Below are 18,854 nucleotides of genomic sequence, written 5' to 3'. Positions count from 1 at the left end.
GAGTTAATTTTGTATTTAATAATTAAAATTAATACTAAATCCCAAATTAACATGATCCGTTTTAAAGCCATCAGGTTTAGATAATGGCGTGCCAATAAATGAATCATATTTTATTGTGGATGAAAATAACGAACCTTTTATACCCACAACACCACCAGCAAGATGTTTACCTAATAATCGAGGATTATCCGTATTTGTTTTTAACTCACCATAGTCCGCACCAAGGTAAATAAACTGTTCTGTTGCAGGATATCGCCAACTCAATGTATTTTGTAAAAACCAACCTTCATTTGCACTTAGCGTTCTTTCACCATCAAATCCACGAATAGACCAACGATTACCAATTGCAAATTGATCAATGGGGGTTAATGCATCGTGAGTCATTTGTTTGCGATAGCTTGCTTGGTATTTAAATTGCTGTTGGGCAATAGAGATTGGAATATCTAATTCAGCTCGCCACGTTAAAATATTCGCTTTATCTGTTGCATAGTAATTATCAAGATACTTTTCTTCGTAAGCCGCCATTGAACCAAACCAGCGAGTTCCTTTTTGGTAATTTATACTACCGTCCAAAGTCCCAAAGCTAAAATATTGACGATGAGAGAGATTCACTAGCCAATGGCTCACTCGTCGGCGTTGTATTTCAATTTCGGTATTATCAATATAATTTCGTAATACTTTGGCTTGAACACCATAACGTAATGTTGTTTTACTATTTTGATTACGAAAGAGAATGTATGACACACCTGCATTAACGCTATCACTTTCTCCTGAATAGAGGATATCTTTAATATGGCCTGCTACTGTCTGAGAGTAATCATATTTAGAGACGTTAATATCGAATAACCAATAGCCAAAAGGCACTGAATAATGCGCCATAATATTTTGATTATTCTTACTACCAACAAAGTCTAAATCACGTTCTGTTGATAAATAGAACAAATCACTCAGCGCTAAAGGATTATCTAGTGCGAACATTAAACCACCTTGATAACGCCCTGTTGCAGGTGATCCGGCATCATTTATCCACAATGAAGTATGCCAGAAACGAGATTGTGTTCGCTTTATCACAATGTCGCTTTCGCCTGCATTTTCACCTGGCTTAATTTCCATTTCTGCACTAACAACCGGTAATCGTTGCAGATTTTCTAACCCTTGTTCAATATCTCGTAAATCGAGTAGTTGTTTTTTATGTGCAGGCATACTGGTATACAGCAAGGCGTATTTATCAGAGTCATTTGTAAACTTAACATTGCGAATAATGCCGGGAACTATTGTTAGATATAAAGTTCCGCGGCTAATATCTTGTTCAGGTACAACAATACGCGTGGTGATCCACCCATGCATTAATAGCCGATTTTGCATACGAGTCACTAAAGCGTTTATTCCTTTTACCCCCAAACATTGTCCTATAAATTCAGTTTTTAAAAGGGATAAATTAACCCAATGGGGAATAACTTCGGCATTTGTTATTTCAATGTGCTCTATTTGGAAGCAAAGCTTTTCTTCTGTCTTATTCTCTGTTTCTTCATATTTGCCAATATCAAAATATATACTAGGTATTTCAGGTGTTAATTGTTGGTAAAGCGCTTCTTGTTGGCTTTGATTATGCTGTTGTTGCTGATTAAAGATTTCAGTCGCTTTTTCAGAAGCATCTGCTGAAGATATGGGAATATTAAATAGCGTAAAAAACACCCATAAATTTAAAAAGAGTATAATTTTTTTCATATTGTGCAATAAATAGAGTGTGTGATTTTAATTGTATTTAAGATACATCTAATCTTTAACATTATTAATATTAAAATATATAAAGTAAATATCAAAAAATGAATAACAAATAAAATACCGCAACTTTGACAATATAAAGATTAAAAAAAATCAACTTATGTTAAAAAATTAGCCTTATATAATCAAAAAAATTACTTAATAAATTAATTAATATTAATCTTAATTAATTATAAAAATTAAAATAAATTGCACTTTAAATTAAATTATAGCCTTTTATTTAGTTTAAATAACTTAAATTGAAATAATTTATTCATTATTGAAATTCTTATTCGAGTTAAAATAAATTCTTAGCTTAAATCAATAGAAATAAAAATATCTTCCATAAAAAAGTGGACCTTAAGGTCCACTTTTATTTTTCTTTTCTAACTTTGTGATTTTTATCCACGGACAAAAATATTCACATCTACTTTTCCGCGGTATTCACCTGCTTTTGTCCCATCTGGTTTGCAAAGAGCCCATTTGATACCAAATATATCAGGTTGATTATTCCCCATATTGGTTCCACTTAGCTCAATATCAGTATTATTGAACTTTAATAAGTTGTTATTATTTTCATCAGCACATTTTAAATTTGGTATTGAAGTTTGCTTATAAGGCAATCCTATAACCCAAGGCTTTTTGTTAGATACAGTACCATTAATAGGAGCTAAGACTAATTTATTTACATTACTTGGGTCTAAACTTCCCTCTTTAATCACCGCTGACATATTTACAGGGTTACCTGTCCCCCCACAGGATAATGTAAATACAGAGTCTTTAATGACTTCATTTGTAAATGTCATATTTTCATTAATTTGTTGATTAGATACACCTGTAACAGCACAAGAACGTTTTACTGTTACATCAGCAATTACGTTAACTTGTGAAAAAAAGTCACCACTAGCACTCCGACCAAAACTACCTACATAAAAAGGAGTGCCTTTATACGTTAACTTACCTGGCGTTAAATTAGCATCAATATAAACAGGAAATGAACTTGGTGTTGTGACACTAACAACTTTTGAGCCACCACCAGGAACTGTTGTCGTTGCATAATTATGTGGCACAAAACATACATTAATACTAGATGATTCTTTATCAACGAGACTACTATTCACCTGAAAAAATTGCCCCGAATAAGCACTTTGATAATTAGAACTAAAATTAGATAAACTGACATTGAAGTTAAATTGTGGTGTTACATAAACTGCCGTACTTGTATTATTGGAATGCGTTAATTTTAGACCGTATTTATTAGTTTGCCCTGGAATTTTAGAAACAAATGTAGAATCACATCTCGTTTTTGACTGACTTAAAGAAATAATCGCATACTTAGTATCCCAAGAAGAGTTACTGCTATTATCATAAACAGGACTCCCAGGAAAACTACTATTCCCAGTCAATGTACCATTTATATATTGAACTTGTGTAGGGCTAATATTCATATCAATCACCCCAGTTAAGCTTAATGTCATAGTCCCCCTATCTGTTCCAGCTAAAACATTAAATGACGAGGTCATTAATACTGAAGTTAGTGATGCCATCATTAAATTACGCATTTTCATTGTTATGCATCCACCTATAAAATAAGGATTATTTTTTATTGGCAAGAAAGAGATAAAATTCTTATTGGTTGCTTGCTATTGACTTCAATATTACTTAAGCCACTATATGAAACGTTGCAACTTTGCTGATTTTTATTACCCCATTTCACTAACAACTTGCCATTATCAGGAAGCCCACTCATATAAAGCTGGCCATTTTCACCAACAATACCTGTATTCAAATCATTAGGATTATCAGCATCAATTAACGTAGCAATAGCGCCAAATGGGATAACACTTTTATTCTGAGAAAGATTTAAAATAGCCTGGAAACCAATCTTTGTTTTAAAGGTAACCTTAACAATAGCGCCTTTTGTCGGAACTACATTTTGAGATGTGGATTGTAGAGTCGTATTATCAGGCAATGTATTTACATTTAATGCAATTGTGTTTTGGCGATATTCTGTAAGATACGGTGATAACGCATATCCCTGTCCATTAATCGCACCATTTCCTGAACTTAATTCAGTACCTTTTGCTCCAGGCGCTTCAACAATGGCCATACTATTGCCCATACTTCTACCTAGCAATAAACCACCTGAATGTAAAAGCAAACCACCATTCATGCTACCATTAACATTATAGTAGTCACTTGAATAATTATAATTTAGAGAGGATGTACCGTAGTTACCTGAATAATTAGCATATACTGAGCCATTATTAGATTGGCCTTGGTTAGCCCAAGATTGAGAAATACCATAAGATAAGGAGTTATCAAATGCACTACCAGATAATCCGACTTGCTGGTTAGTTCTTCCATTATTATCATGGTTTATCATGTAAGTACTATTAAAATTGCTGAGCGCAGGCGAATTACTAAACACACTAAATGGAACGCTCACATTAAAACTAATTTGCCTATTTTCAGGCCAGCTATCATCTGATTTTATTCTATCAATACTGTAATTAACGCCAAAGTTAATACCACGAATATTGCCATTATATCCTGTCGTAAGTTGAGTAACATTCTTATCTTGTTCCCAATAATTATAACGGCTACCAGATAAATAAATACTACCGTACTGACCTAATGATTGTGATAATGACGTTGTAAAACGACTTTTTTCTCGTTCACCTAACCACGGTGAAGTACCATCTTTTAACCGATAATCTTCAGTATTAAATTGATTAAAATCGTAATAATCTTTAGTTGAAAAACGTAATGCAGTTAAGTCAACAGAGGTTCCTGTCGTGGTCATATTCTTAGAATAGCGGAATCGATAAGATTGCCCATTTTGGGAGCCTATTGTATTAAAGTCAGCATGAGCATGTGTGATATCTGTAGACAGAGCCCCCCAATTACCTAATGAAATTCCTATCCCAGAAGAAATAGCATAATAATCTTTCGCACCTAATAACCCACCATAAAGAGTGACATCATGAGGTAAACCATAAATACCACTAGCAAGCAGAAAATCTGCTTTTTTAGAACCAACCGTTGTGCCACCATCAAATCGCCCAGTACTAATTTCATATTTCCAACCACCCGGTCTTAACATGACGGGTAATGATGAAAAAGCAACTGTAAATGTCCTTTCTGAACCATCTTCTTCTTTCACTGTGACATCCAAGTTCCCTCCTGAACCACTCGCGTAAAGATCGGTTATTTTAAATGCGCCGGGTGCAACATAAGTTTGATAAATGACATTCCCATTTTGTCGGATAGTAATTTGCGCATTAGATTGAGCAATCCCACTCACATCTGGAGCAAAACCTTGTTGACTCGCTGGCAACATCTGTTCGTTAGAAACTAAACGCATACCTTTCATTGGTATACTATCAAAGACATCATTTCCGGTTGTAGTTTCACCAATAATAAATTCCGATCGTAAAGAATAAAGATTACGAGAAAGATATGTATTAGAAAATTTATTACTATTATTACTTTGAGTCTCTACATTATTTGAATTTCGGGTATACGTCTGTGTCATTGTCGAACGTAAACGCCAATCATAAAGATTAAAACCAGCTCTTAGTTGAGCAAAGAAATTATCATTTTTTTGTTTCCCATTATTATTAACTTTATCAAAATGGCTATCGTTAGAAGAATGCCCTCCACTAAACATATAATTGATAAACATGGCAGAAACACCACTATCAAAAGAGGCGGGATCAATATAGCCAACAGCATCATTGGACATAACAATTTGAGGAAAACTAGTGATTAGTTTTAATTCTGCTAAATTTACTTTTATTAATGCATCAGGAATATATTCATTAATATCATAAATAACCTGATCACTCTTTAACATATTTAACTTAGGTATCACTTTAGTATTAACACCTAATTCATCTAATAACTCTCGGGTTATTTCAGGCACCACTTTATTATTAGGCCCTTTTACCAAATTAATAATGAACTCACCATTATTATTACTATTGACATAAACTAATAAAGATATTTTACCTTCAGGTAACGCATCTTTTTGTGAAAATTGGCTTAAATCAATTTCATTTGCAGATGCACCTAATTGCCCATCAAGTAATGCGGGATCAAAATAATCCTCTGCAAAAGAATTAAATGAGAACAAAATAAGTGATGTAAAAAAACTGTATCTAAACATTGCCATTGATTTATTCATTTTTACACTCTTAACCTTTAGCTTTATAAAAACATATATTTTTATAAATTTATTAATTTACTGTTTTCATTTTTTCATCTAATGGGAACATAAACTCATCTAATACTTGCCAATGAATAGATGTAACATTTTTTTTATTAAAAAATAAGTATTCTTGTGTACCAAATGGAGGTACATTTTTCGATAACTCTTGCAGCTCTATCTCTTTTCCATTTATTTTTATTGTGTTAAAAGCCAAATAAATAGGTGAATCATTTTTAGCAATTATCTTATTACCATCAATTGATAATGATAATTTTTTTTCTGCATCTTTTATTTTTATACCTTCAAGAGATTTTGGCCGGTAATATACTTTAAAGTTTAATGCTCTAATAAAATTCATCTGCACATTTGGAGTTTCTTCAGATGTAGATGGTATTAATCGAAATTGAGAAATATAAACACTCTCTCTATCTGTTGGTAATGCACTTTCTGAGCCAGTAAACTTAATTACCCACTCATAGTATTCTTCAGGCTCTATTTTTTGTAATAATGGAGTTAAAATAAAAGGAGGGTTCTCTTTTTTATCAATTAATTGTAACCCCGTAGATTCATCTAACCATCTCATACTCGCTTGAACGAGATACGCTTTTTTTTCATTATTTCTTAAACCGATAGAAATGCTTTTACTACCTTCATTATATGTCATTCTTTGTAATGAAAATTCAAATGCATTATTAGCAGACCATGCTAATTGGCAATAAAAAAAACCTAATATCAAAGCAGCAATAGAAAAAATACGACTATTTAAAACGTTCATTTCATTAGTCCTTATATTTTAATTCTTTTGATAATTCACCATAGTCGTTAATTACATGCCAACTAGCTTCTTTTATTGATACTTCTACCAACTCAGCTTTGCTATAAGGTGCTAACAAGAGAGTTTTATTATATTTTTCATTATTAACTTTAATTGATGTTAATGTCATATAATACGGTGTTGGGTTATCTAAAAACCACTTTCCTTCGTTTTTTTTAATAAAGATTTTTTTGTAATCTTGTTCTGAAGGTCTTGCTATATTTTCAGGTCGATAAATTACTTTAATCACAAAATTAGTTATTAATACTAGTTTTGATTCCTGTGATTCACTTTCATCAGGTCGTTTAGTAGAGGGGATAATTTTTGTATTCAAATAAAAGAGTGACTCTTTGTCATTGGGTAAATCTTGAGTATCTTTTAATAAAATACGTAAAGATGATACGCTCCTATTCTCTAAACGAAACACAGGAGGAGTAACAATAAAATTAGATGACAAATTTCCATCAATTTTTTCAGTAACGCCAGCTTGTATTAAATAAGGTTGATTATCATCATTAGAAATATATACACTTTCACTTGAACTACCTTCAGAAAAAATAACACGTGTTTTTCCTAAACTAACCCCTTGAGCGTTAGCATTAAAATAACTAAAAGCTAATATTAAAAACATGGAAATTTTTATAATAAAATTATTCATATAATATCTTAATCAACGATATACGAAAAAGTTAACGTTGCCGAAAACTCTCCAGTTTCAGGATCACAAACTGTAGGGTCTTTGCATTTGACATAGGTATAAAGTGTTTTTTCTAATTTATCTATACTTATGTTATTCCAAACCGTATCTTCAGATTTAAAAAAATCCGTATTAGTATTAGATTGAGCAACATTATTTTTGCTTGATACTCTGATACCAAAACTTTTATTGAGATCATCATTAAAAGTAATCGTATTTAAAGTGCTTTTTGCCTTCATCGTCACATAGGTATCAAAAAAGTCATTCGTTTTACAGTCACTCAGTAATACCTTTATCGGGATAGGTTCTATAAGATTATTTTTAATTTTATTCGATTGAATACTACCAAAATTAACTTCATTGTTACTTGTTCCTGAAACTGAGAGCTTGCAGGTCTGTTTATCAATGGTTACTTTAAAGTCAAATTCAATACTTTGAGCACTAAAACTAATAAAGAGTGCTGGTGTAATAAATAAACTTAACAAACTCCTTTTCAATAGAAATATGTTCATATTTACTTTCTCAAGGTTGTATAAGTGTTAATGCTAATATTGCTTTTAGCGTACCGGGATTAACCGCTGAACTATCTTTCTTAACGAGCTCCACTTCAAAATCTTTATTTTTATTACCATTTCCCGTTGTAATATAAACAGAACTTGTTCCAGAATTAAAATTAACTAAAGAACAATGATCACCTTGACAGTCATATAGAGCAAAACTCGCATTAGTTGGATTATTCACCGGTGATATTTTGTTATTTGCAATTTGTGTTCCTGAACCCGCTTTTATAACAACTTCCATATCAGGTGTTTCATCAACATAATCTTGACAAAGATAGTTAACAGAAAAAGGTATTTTGTTTTCTTCTTTTACACCTATTTCATCAACATTTTGCATTAATGTTGATTGAGAAAATTTCACCGTTTGGTCTGATAAAGTAAAAGCACATGTACCTTTTGTTACTGAACCTTTTACGATGACAACCGCAGAGTCATCAACAGCGCTATACCCATAAAATGAGATACAACTTAATAATGCTCCCAATACAATTAGTTTAAAATGTGGCTTTATGTTCATTAAATCCACCTAAATCATCTATTGTACGCCATTGAACACTTCCTTTATTTACACCTGTAGGTAAGGCATATTTTATCGAACTATAAGGTGCGATCATGGCATTGTTATTAGCCAAACTAACATCTAGCTTTATATTATTGACAGAGAACCCAGCAAAATTGATGTAATAAGGGGAATTATTGACTACCTTTAATTGTTTCCCTTCCACACTGAATTTTAATTTCTTTTGCGCATCCTCTGATGTCATCGGTAAGTTTTTAGGTCGGTAGAAAAGCTTTATGACATTATCAAATCCTACACTTAGACCCGCTGTGTCAGAATTATTGTTTTGTCCAGGGATCATCTTTGCATGAAAGTAAAAAATACTTTCTCTATCTTTCGGTAAAGAATTGCTCATGGCATAAATTTTTACTTCATGCCTTGATAAACTATTAATTCTGAAAAGAGGTGGAGTGACTTGAAATACAACTGGATTTTCATCAGAGGAAATATAGGCTTGTACCAAATAATTTACTTTTGGTTCTTCATTACGAACGATAACACCTACACTATTCTCACCTTCAGGATAAATAATACGTGTAGCGTTTAAACCCACACCTTTGGAATAAGCGAGTGGAGATATAATCATTAGTAAAATAACAAAAATTTTTCTTATTCTGTTTGTAATTTTAATCATTATATTTCTTCTTTAATGAGAGGCTATATTTAATAGAGCCTCTAAAAATTAAGTAATATTAGTTATAAGCAACAGTAAAAGTAACTGGTACTTTTAATTCATCACTAGTTACTGCACCATTTGTTAAATACAAACCAGCTGTCATCGGAATACGACCAGTGCCGTCTTTAATGATCTCTTGTCCTAATGTCAGACCTGTTTCAACATTTGGTTTAACTAAAGTATTACTTGCTGTTGCTAGCAATTTTACAGCTAAAGAAGCTGCTGTTGCGTTAGCAAACATTTCAGAATCAAAGTTTGATTTATTACCACGAGCATAAAGATTGATTGTTCCATCAGCTGCTAATGCTGCTGTACAATTAGAAAGCTCTAAATTAAACGTCTTGTTATCTCCTAATTGATCACCGACGTTTTTGCCAGTCACTTCATCACTTGTGAAGGTTCCCCAATCAATTCTAGAACCTTCTGTTGTTGAAGAAACATCACAACTTGCGGCACGAATTAATGCTTCGAATGACACCGTTGTACCCTGTGTCGCAGCAAAAGCATTACCTGCAACCATAAATCCAGACAACACGATAAACGGAGCAACTTTCTTAATTAAAGACATATTGTTACCTTTCGTTTTTAAATAAATCGCCTATTGGAATTAGTATTATTCCCTTAATCATCTTAATTAGATGTGAATTAAGAAAATATATTTTCTAATCCTAATTAAAGAGTAGCACAACAATCAAAATTTACTCATAGAGTAAGTTTAAATTGCATAATGATAATTATTTAAAACACTTTATTTATAAAGTATTTTCTTTATTTTTAGGATATTTGACTAATCTTTAATTGAGCATCAATATAATACTTAAAAAGTAAAAAAATATATTTTGAATATATAAAGTTTGTTTTTCATATATATAGATATATTCAAACTAATATAAAAAATTATTTAATTTAACTTAAACAAGTAAATTAACCTAATTATAAATACTTAAGAAAAACCCCAGGCCCCATATAAAATTATTTTTAACTTTTTTATTTGAATGAGTAAATACCCTTAATTTTATTGTATATAAATCAATCAGCTGGTTATTTATTATCCTGTTTGATTCTAATACTGTTTATTCAATACAAAAAAATGGCCTCATTGCTGAGGCCATTTTATTTATCATAATGACAATTCTTAGAATATTACTTTTCTGGCATCTGTGGCATTGGTCGACGGAACCGACGCGTGATCCACACCATATAAAGTATACCAATTGCACCCCAGATAAGACCTAATTCCATAGAACCTGGTTCAAGGTTTATCCACAAGACACCCATTGTAGCGGCACCAATGATAGGTAATATCAGGTAATTAATATGATCCATTAATCCTTTATTACGACGCTCGCGAATATAGAACTGTGAAATAACAGACAGATTCACGAAAGTAAACGCAACTAACGCACCAAAGTTAATTAATGCCGTAGCAGTCACTAAGTCAAAGAACACAGCACCTAAGGCTAAGAAACCCACTAATAGCACGTTAAATGCAGGAGTGCGCCATTTAGGATGTACGTAACCAAATGTCTTCTCCGGGAATACACCATCGCGACCCATAACATAAAGTAAACGCGCAACACCTGCGTGAGCCGCCATACCTGATGCTAATACAGTCACACATGAGAACACTAAAATAATAGACTGGAATAAAGCACCAGCAACATACAGCATTATTTCAGGTTGTGACTCTTCTGGATTCTTGAATCGTGAAATATCTGGGAAATACAATTGTAAAAAGTAAGAAACAGCAATAAAGATAATCCCACCAATCAGCGCAGTTAAGAAAATCGCTTTAGGGATAACTTTACCTGCATTTGGTGTCTCTTCTGATAATGTACTGATACCGTCAAAACCTAAGAATGAGAAACAGAGTATTGTCGCTCCGGTTATCATAGGTATAACTTCAGCATCAACAGACGCAAACGGTCTAAAGGTCCATAACTCCCCTGCACCTTCTCCGTTATATACACCGTGAATAAGTAATCCAACAAACACAACCATTACTGCAACTTGTACAATAACAATTGCTGTATTTAAGTTAGCAACAACGTTAATACCACGTAGGTTAAAGAACGTCATTAAAGCCACTAAACCAAATACAAAAATCCACGGTTCAACGCCCGGGAATATTGCTTGCAAATAGATTTTCGCCAATAAGATATTGATCATTGGCATAAATAAATAGTCGAGTAAAGATGACCAACCCACCATAAAGCCAACATAAGGACTCATGGATTTTTGAGCATAAGTATACGCAGAGCCAGCTGAAGGAAAACGCTTAACTAATTTTCCATAGCTTACAGCTGTAAATAAAATTGCAATCAATGCAATCGCATACGATGTTGCTACGTGACCATTGGTAATGCCAGAAACGATACCAAATGTATCGAAAATAGTCATAGGCTGTAAAAAAGCAAGCCCCATCATGACTACCTGCATTAGCGTCAAGGTTTTACGTAGTTGAACTCGATTGTTAGCACCAGTTTGGTTAGTGCCGATAGAGGAGATGACGTTATCTGACATTAGCGAACCCTCCCATAACCTCGGTTTGAGTATTAGATAAACTCAACCGACAGTTACTGGGAAGACTTCGCATCTGCCTATAAACAGAATAGAATGAAGTTTTTAAGGATGTGTATGTGTTTAGGAGACGCCGTGCTCCGTAGTCATCATTGCCCGCAGTGCCGTTAGGCCCAACTGCGAAAGAGAATAAATGTACCATATTAGCATTCCTCTATCATGACAACCCTTTCTCTAAGGGGCTGGCTGCTAATCAAATTATGTTATCTATTCAGACTCAAATGAATCTGACCTCTTGGTGTAGTAATAAGTAAAAATGCAAAAAAAAACCGATGCACTTTAAACGCATCAGTCATATTTTTAGTGGGCGCATTTTGCACGTCTCAGACTTAAATAGCAATACATTTTCATCAAAAAGCCCTCTTTTTTTACGATCTTTTCAATTCGCAAACTAAGTCAACATATGACGCCACATTTAATTAACAATAATTGTGCTTTTATCACAATCATTAAGCTTTAAATATTTCGAAAGTCTTTACTACTTCGAAGGGGATAAAAACGTAATACATTGATAAATAAGAATTAAACCTTACAACAAAATTTACATCATCAATAGATCATCAAAATAAAGCATTTAAAATGCATTAATAAGATTAATGCTAAAGAATTGTTAACTCACACTTCTTTTTACCCTCAAAAGTAGACTTTTAATAAAAAATGTCTATTTTTTAACAGCCTATTTTATATAAATAAAAAGTAAGAGAATAAATTAAGAAAAAAACGGTAGATACTAAGTAGAAATAACAATCTAATACTCAGAATAAAACGATGAATAAGATGAATTATTGAGCTAAATATAAACCTCAATATTTAAATTTTCCAGTACTAATTTTGAACAAATAAAAAGAAATGAATGATAAAAAAAGACTCCACAAGTGGAGTCTTAGTGACACAAACTGAGGGTGAAAAATTAGAAGTTATAGTTCAAACCAATATTGTAACGACGACCTTCTAAAGTAGTATTAAAATGTTCTTGGTCAATACGGCGATCTAACACGTTATAAACACCACCAATAACATTTAGTTGCTTGGTTAAACTGTAGCTGGTACCAATATCAACAAACGCATAAGAAGGCGTGCCATGTGACATAGAAGTACGTGATAAGTAATCAGAGGTTTTACCACGGAAGTTAATACGTGCCCACGTTTCCATTTCTGGCGTTGTTTCCCAGTTTAAGGTTGCATTAGCCATATGACGAGGCTGTTTATTCAGTGGTTTACCTTTGAAATCACCGCTTTTTTGTTCAGTATCCGTAAAGGTATAGTTAGCCGCTAAATTCCACTCTGGTGATATTGTCCAGTTAAAGGTCGCCTCAATACCACGCATATTCGCTTTATCTACGTTAGTTCTATCACTAACAAAGTCATAAGGTTTCCCATTATTGCCAACACCGTCTGCTAATGTACAGTCACGAAGATCCGTCATTTTAGAACCGTCTTTATTTGTACGGCTGTCACAACGGCGTTCTTCCATAATCTTATCTTTAAAGTCGGTATTAAAAAGACCTAAACTTGCCGTCAGATTTTCACGGTTATCCCAGATAATTGAAATTTCTTCAGTGACTGATTTTTCAGGTTTCAAACTTGGGTTACCGTAAATAACAGCATCATAATTACCGCCACCCGTACCTTGACCCCATGATGCCGTTGCTTGGCGTAGATCCGGTGAACGATAACCAGTAGATACGCCACCTTTTAATGTCCACTCATCAGCAAGATGCCATACACCGTATACTCTAGGAGTCCAGTGAGTACCAAAGTTCTCATCTTTATCCATACGTAAGCCACCCGTTAAGGCGAAATCGTTAGTCATTGCCCACTCATCTTCAGCAAATAACGCCCAACTATAACGATCTAGCTTGTTACCACCTTTAATTTTATTACCTTCGTCTTTTAGCTCTTCATAACGATATTGTGCTCCCACACTTAATGTATGGTCACCTAACATAAAGACGGTTTGATTACGCACTGTTGTGTCGTCATAATCCATCTTACGAGATGGGTTACGGCTCTCATCACGCTGAACATACGTATTCATCGTACCAAAATCATAAACACCATCATGAGTTAACGCATAATGGGTTAGCTCATAATCAGTAAAGCTGCTTTCCGGTGCTTTTCCTCGACTAGGTAACCCTGATTTTGAATGCCAAACGCGAGAATCACGATGTTGGTTATCTTTTTTAAATTCAAAATCAATCGTGTTTTGTTCATCTGGTGTCCAACTTAAAGTACCACCACCCGTTGCTGTGATTTGACGGTTATAGCCATTCACAATTTTGTCTTCACTACGATGAGAATATTGCCCTTGAATTTTTAAACCAAGTACATTATCAATTAATGGACCACCAGCATAAAAACTCCCTTGATTAGTATTACCTGAATCTTTACGCTCTGTAATAGTACTGTCTGCACGTAGACTAAAGTTCCACTCTTTTTGCGCTTTACGGGTAATAATATTGATAACCCCACCCATTGCATCTGAACCATATAAAGAAGACATTGGGCCACGTACAACTTCAATACGCTCAATCGCAGGTAAAGGTGGTAACCAACCTTGTTCAATACCAGAGTTATCACTATTAGGGCGCGTTTCACGCGAGGCAATACGCTTACCATCAACAAGGATCATGGTATATTTTGCATCCATACCACGAATACTGATATCAGAGCTACTACCTCCCCCCGTCACTAATACACCTGGTACATCTTTTAGTGCATCGGTGACATCACGGTAAGATTTAGTTTCTAGTTGTTCACGTGTAACAACAGAAACCGATGCTGGGGCATCTTCAACCGTTTGTTTAAACCCAGCCGCTGTTGTAACAAGCAGTTTTTCTACATTTTCTGCGGATGCAGTCATAACAAAACTTGATGCAATAGCTGCAATAACGCCAAGCGCGATTTTATTTTTATTTAACACTACCATTCCCGATTCTCCAAGAATATATATTCTCTCAGTTTTATATAGATGGACAGATCGACAATTGCTCAGAAATTAGGGTAATAAATAAATTTAATTACCCTTGGTTATTTTAATATTATTTTTATATCCCTATTTACTGCATCCCTATATTTACTTCTTTTCTCTTTTACTTCTCTATATTTTATCCACTAAACCATCAATAATAATTTGAGGTATTCCTTGTGAACAATATTCCAATCTACCTTGAACACCATAAACATCAGCAAGGCTTTGTGCTGTGATAACCTTATCTGGCGCGCCTTGTGCAATTAATTGCCCTTGTTTTAACATTAATATATGTTCGCCATGTCGTAAGGCGATATTAATATCGTGAACAACAACAACAGTAATAATATTTCTACGATGCGTTTCTTTAGCGACTAAATCCATTACATGGTATTGGTAATTAAGATCTAATGCGCTTAATGGCTCATCCAATAATAATAAAGAAGGTTGTCTAATTAATGATTGAGCAAGCCCAACTAATTGTTTTTGACCACCCGATAATTCATCTAAATAACGTAATGCTAAATGCTCGATACCTAATTGACGTAATAAGTGCATTACCTGAGCTTCACTATGTTCATTATGTAATCCACCTGAAGCTCGCTGCGCCACTATAATGGATTCTAAAACATGTAAATGAACACCCGCCGGCAATGTTTGTGGCAAATAGACTACATTTTGCGCACGTTGTGCAAAATTCATCGACGCAAGATCGTTGCCATCTAAACTGACAATACCTGATGATTTATTTAATCCCGCCAACGCCCTTAGTAAGGTTGATTTTCCGCTACCATTTGGCCCCAATAATACAGTGACCTTTCCTTTTGGTAATGGCTCTACATCCAGCGTCTTAATGATAAGATGTTTAGCATATCCAGTACTAAAATCTTGGATCTTTAATCCTTCCATCATTAGATATTCCCCCTATGACGTAAAATCATACTGAGGAAAAATGGCACGCCCACCAGCGATGTCACGATACCCACAGGAATAATGACACCCGGTATTAAATTTTTAGAAGCAATTGATGCCAATGATAAAACTAAAGCACCTATTAATGCACTTGCTGGTAAATAGAATCGATGATCTTCACCAAACATCATGCGAGCAATATGAGGTGCAACCAAACCAATAAAGGCAATGGGCCCAACAAAGGCAACTGCAAGCGCGGTTAAAATACTAATACGCAATAATGAACCTAATCTTAAACGCTTTACATCAATACCAAAGCTAATCGCTCTATCTTCACCTAATCGCAATGCAGTCAATTTCCATGAGCTCATCCATGAAATCACCATAATGACCGCAAATGCGCCAGCCATAATACCGAGTTTTACCCATGTTGCCCGCGCTAAACTTCCCATAGTCCAGAATACTAGACCTTGGAGAGTATCTTCTGTTGCAATAAATTGCATCATGGAGACTAATGCATTGAAGGTAAACACCATAGCTATACCAAACAGCACAACACCCGATGTTGGAACACGTGTCCAGCGAGTTATTCCGTCTAATAATAAGGCTGATAATAATGCAAAGAAAAACGCATTCGCCGAAATAAACCATTGGTCAGGAATACCGGAAATACCAATACCTAAAACAATCGCCAATGCAGCACCAAATGAAGCTGCATTTGATAAACCCAATGTAAATGGGCTTGCTAACGGATTATTTAGGATCGTTTGCATTTCTGCACCCGCTAATCCTAGCGACATCCCTACCACAACCGCCATTAAGGCATAAGGTAAGCGGATATCCCATACAATCACTCGAGAACCCGCATCAACAAGCTCAGGTTGAAAAAGGGTTGTTAATAATTTATCAAGTGATAAACCAGAAGGCCCCATAGTGAAATCTAACACCACTGAACCACAAATAATTAAAATGATAACTCCCAACCATAGCATGCGTTTATTCATCATTTTTCGATAATGGGCTTTCACATTATCTGATGTATTTTTTTCATGCTCTTGTGTGGTGAGTCTCTCTGACATAATGCTCATATCAATTGTTGTACCTAGTTTTTTTTCTACGTTGTTCTGTTCTTACCAACCCATTAAGTAAGCAAAAACATACCGTACAACCCATCAACTGTTTTTTATGTACAAAAAGCCAATTATTAATTTGAGACAATTTATTCAACAAAGAAGTGAGTCGCCAAATTATTATACGGTGAATTATATTCGCTATGTAATTTATTATATGGCGATGAGCTGTTGGTTGGCTGTATTGAGCACTAGAAGGACTAATTATTATCAGACTCATTACATTAAGCATATTATTTACAACTAATAGCGCCATTATTTTATTTTTCAGCAAATAAATTGTACGCCAACAATAAAGCAAATAATAATAATTATCAATGCGATTGCCGATATAATTAAAGTTTTTGTATGTTTTTTTATAATTGACAGGTCAAAAAATAGAAAAACGCCCGTTTTATAGTGATCACAATCACAAAAACGGACGTTTTAATAGCTTGATTTATAGGTTATTTTTTATTCGCAATATGTGTTGGAAATTCCATTTCGTTATAACGAATAAAGCGGGTTTTCTTCACAATCTTATAAGTAAACCAAATTAATAAGAATAATGGGATACCAATATAGGTTGCAATTGCACCATACCAATCAATCGTATCTTCTAAGAAAGCTTGGTAATTTTGACCTAATGTAATAATTAAACACAATATAAAGGCAAAAATAGGACCAATTGGGAAGAAGCCGGAGCGATAAGGTAAGTCATTTAAATCACGACCTTGTGCAACATAACCTTTACGGAAACGATAGTGGCTAATCGCAATACCTAACCATGCAATAAAACCAGTCATTCCTGAGGTATTCAATAACCACAAGTAAACAGTTTGGTTTCCGTACATTGAACTTAGGAAACATAGGCCAGCAACAACCGTTGTCGCATAAAGCGCATTGCGTGGCACACCATTTTTAGACAATTTACCAAAGCATTTTGGTGCTTTGCCTTCTCTTGCTAATGTAAACAGCATACGCGTTGATGCATACATGCCTGAGTTACCAGCAGAAAGTACTGCCGTTAAGATAACTGCATTCATGATAGCTGCTGCAGATAATAATCCCGCATTTTTAAAGACTAGTGTAAATGGACTAACGCTAATATCACCTACATCATTACGCAGTAAATTAGGATCAGTGTAAGGGATAATTAAGCTAATAATTAAAATCGCGAAGATATAAAACAGTAAGATGCGCCAGAACACTTTACGTACAGCTTTGGGAATATTTTTAGCCGGATCTTTAGATTCACCCGCCGCAATACCAATCAATTCTGTACCTTGGAATGAGAAACCAACAATCATGGCAACACCAATCATGGCTGCAAATCCACCTGCAAAAGGTGCATCACCAATTTCCCAATTGTGCCAACCTGCGTTTTCGGCACCTTTCATAATGCCAGTGATCATCGCAATACCCACAATAATAAAGATAATTACTGTGGAAACTTTGATCAAAGAGAACCAATATTCTGCCTCACCAAACCCTTTTACAGAGATATAGTTGAGTAAGAAAATAACACCAAGGAATAGAGCACTCCAGATCCAACCATCAACATCAGGGAACCAATAGAGCATCACTAATTGTGCAGCAACAAGGTCAACAGCAATTGTAACTGCCCAGTTATACCAATAGTTCCAGCCTAATGCGAAACCAAAACCTTCTTCTACATACTTAGAGCCGTATGTTGAGAATGAGCCGGAAACAGGCATAAATGCGGCTAATTCCCCAAGGCTTGTCATTAGAAAATAGACCATTAGTCCAATTAATGCATAAGAGAGTAATGCCCCACCCGGCCCTGCTTGAGCAACAGTTGCGCCAGATGCGACAAAAAGTCCTGTACCAATTGAACCACCAATAGCAATCATCGCTAAATGTCGCGCTTTTAACTCTCGGCGCAAAGTGCGTACTGCGCCCGAACCAGCAGTACTATTTTGTTGTTCTGACATAACATTCCACTTTTATATTCACTTTTCTAACGAGGATTGTAGCA

15 protein-coding genes are annotated in these 18,854 nt (G+C 34.5%); all 15 read right to left on the bottom strand.

Features of this window, described 5'->3' with window-relative positions:
• Positions 1 to 15: 15 nt before the first annotated feature.
• The gene (locus GTH25_RS06740) at positions 16 to 1,728 is read right to left on the bottom strand and encodes a ShlB/FhaC/HecB family hemolysin secretion/activation protein (protein WP_164530438.1); all 1,713 of its coding nucleotides are present in this window, start codon (positions 1,726 to 1,728) and stop codon (positions 16 to 18) included.
• 437 nt (positions 1,729 to 2,165) lie between these two features.
• Positions 2,166 to 3,332 (bottom strand): hypothetical protein, encoded by a 1,167-nt coding sequence (locus tag GTH25_RS06735; protein WP_164530437.1) that lies wholly within the window; start codon positions 3,330 to 3,332, stop codon positions 2,166 to 2,168.
• 35 nt (positions 3,333 to 3,367) lie between these two features.
• Positions 3,368 to 5,953, bottom strand: coding sequence for a fimbria/pilus outer membrane usher protein (locus GTH25_RS06730; RefSeq protein ID WP_223673692.1), 2,586 nt, complete (start codon positions 5,951 to 5,953; stop codon positions 3,368 to 3,370).
• A 52-nt stretch (positions 5,954 to 6,005) separates the two neighbouring features.
• Positions 6,006 to 6,752, bottom strand: coding sequence for a fimbrial biogenesis chaperone (locus tag GTH25_RS06725; RefSeq protein WP_075674301.1), 747 nt, complete (start codon positions 6,750 to 6,752; stop codon positions 6,006 to 6,008).
• 4 nt (positions 6,753 to 6,756) lie between these two features.
• A complete protein-coding gene (locus tag GTH25_RS06720; protein WP_164530436.1) occupies positions 6,757 to 7,449 on the bottom strand; it encodes a fimbrial biogenesis chaperone in 693 nt (230 codons plus the stop codon).
• Between the two features lie 8 nt (positions 7,450 to 7,457).
• Positions 7,458 to 8,000, bottom strand: coding sequence for a fimbrial protein (locus GTH25_RS06715; protein ID WP_088493210.1), 543 nt, complete (start codon positions 7,998 to 8,000; stop codon positions 7,458 to 7,460).
• A 10-nt stretch (positions 8,001 to 8,010) separates the two neighbouring features.
• Positions 8,011 to 8,565 (bottom strand): fimbrial protein, encoded by a 555-nt coding sequence (locus GTH25_RS06710; protein WP_075674304.1) that lies wholly within the window; start codon positions 8,563 to 8,565, stop codon positions 8,011 to 8,013.
• Positions 8,543 to 9,241, bottom strand: a complete 699-nt coding sequence (locus tag GTH25_RS06705; RefSeq protein ID WP_099660740.1) for a fimbrial biogenesis chaperone — start codon at positions 9,239 to 9,241, stop codon at positions 8,543 to 8,545. The genes GTH25_RS06710 and GTH25_RS06705 overlap by 23 nt, the downstream gene beginning before the upstream one ends.
• 58 nt (positions 9,242 to 9,299) lie before the next feature.
• The gene (locus tag GTH25_RS06700) at positions 9,300 to 9,851 is read right to left on the bottom strand and encodes a fimbrial protein (RefSeq protein WP_075674306.1); all 552 of its coding nucleotides are present in this window, start codon (positions 9,849 to 9,851) and stop codon (positions 9,300 to 9,302) included.
• 575 nt (positions 9,852 to 10,426) lie between these two features.
• Positions 10,427 to 11,806, bottom strand: coding sequence for an APC family permease (locus tag GTH25_RS06695; RefSeq protein ID WP_075673567.1), 1,380 nt, complete (start codon positions 11,804 to 11,806; stop codon positions 10,427 to 10,429).
• Positions 11,796 to 12,005: a hypothetical protein gene (locus GTH25_RS19345; RefSeq protein ID WP_075673568.1), complete on the bottom strand. Its 210-nt coding sequence runs from the start codon at positions 12,003 to 12,005 to the stop codon at positions 11,796 to 11,798. The genes GTH25_RS06695 and GTH25_RS19345 overlap by 11 nt, the downstream gene beginning before the upstream one ends.
• A gap of 768 nt (positions 12,006 to 12,773) precedes the next feature.
• Positions 12,774 to 14,792: a ligand-gated channel protein gene (locus GTH25_RS06685; RefSeq protein WP_075673569.1), complete on the bottom strand. Its 2,019-nt coding sequence runs from the start codon at positions 14,790 to 14,792 to the stop codon at positions 12,774 to 12,776.
• Between the two features lie 171 nt (positions 14,793 to 14,963).
• Positions 14,964 to 15,746 (bottom strand): ABC transporter ATP-binding protein, encoded by a 783-nt coding sequence (locus tag GTH25_RS06680; RefSeq protein WP_075673570.1) that lies wholly within the window; start codon positions 15,744 to 15,746, stop codon positions 14,964 to 14,966.
• Positions 15,746 to 16,753: a FecCD family ABC transporter permease gene (locus GTH25_RS06675; RefSeq protein WP_408004137.1), complete on the bottom strand. Its 1,008-nt coding sequence runs from the start codon at positions 16,751 to 16,753 to the stop codon at positions 15,746 to 15,748. The genes GTH25_RS06680 and GTH25_RS06675 overlap by 1 nt, the downstream gene beginning before the upstream one ends.
• Positions 16,754 to 17,322: 569 nt before the next feature.
• Positions 17,323 to 18,810, bottom strand: a complete 1,488-nt coding sequence (locus tag GTH25_RS06670; RefSeq protein WP_023581400.1) for an amino acid permease — start codon at positions 18,808 to 18,810, stop codon at positions 17,323 to 17,325.
• Positions 18,811 to 18,854 lie beyond the last annotated feature (44 nt).

Origin of the sequence: Proteus terrae subsp. cibarius (genome assembly GCF_011045835.1) — a bacterium.
Classification (GTDB): domain Bacteria; phylum Pseudomonadota; class Gammaproteobacteria; order Enterobacterales; family Enterobacteriaceae; genus Proteus; species Proteus cibarius.
Note: the sequence above shows the minus strand (reverse complement) of the source record. Positions and strands in the feature narration are given on the sequence as shown.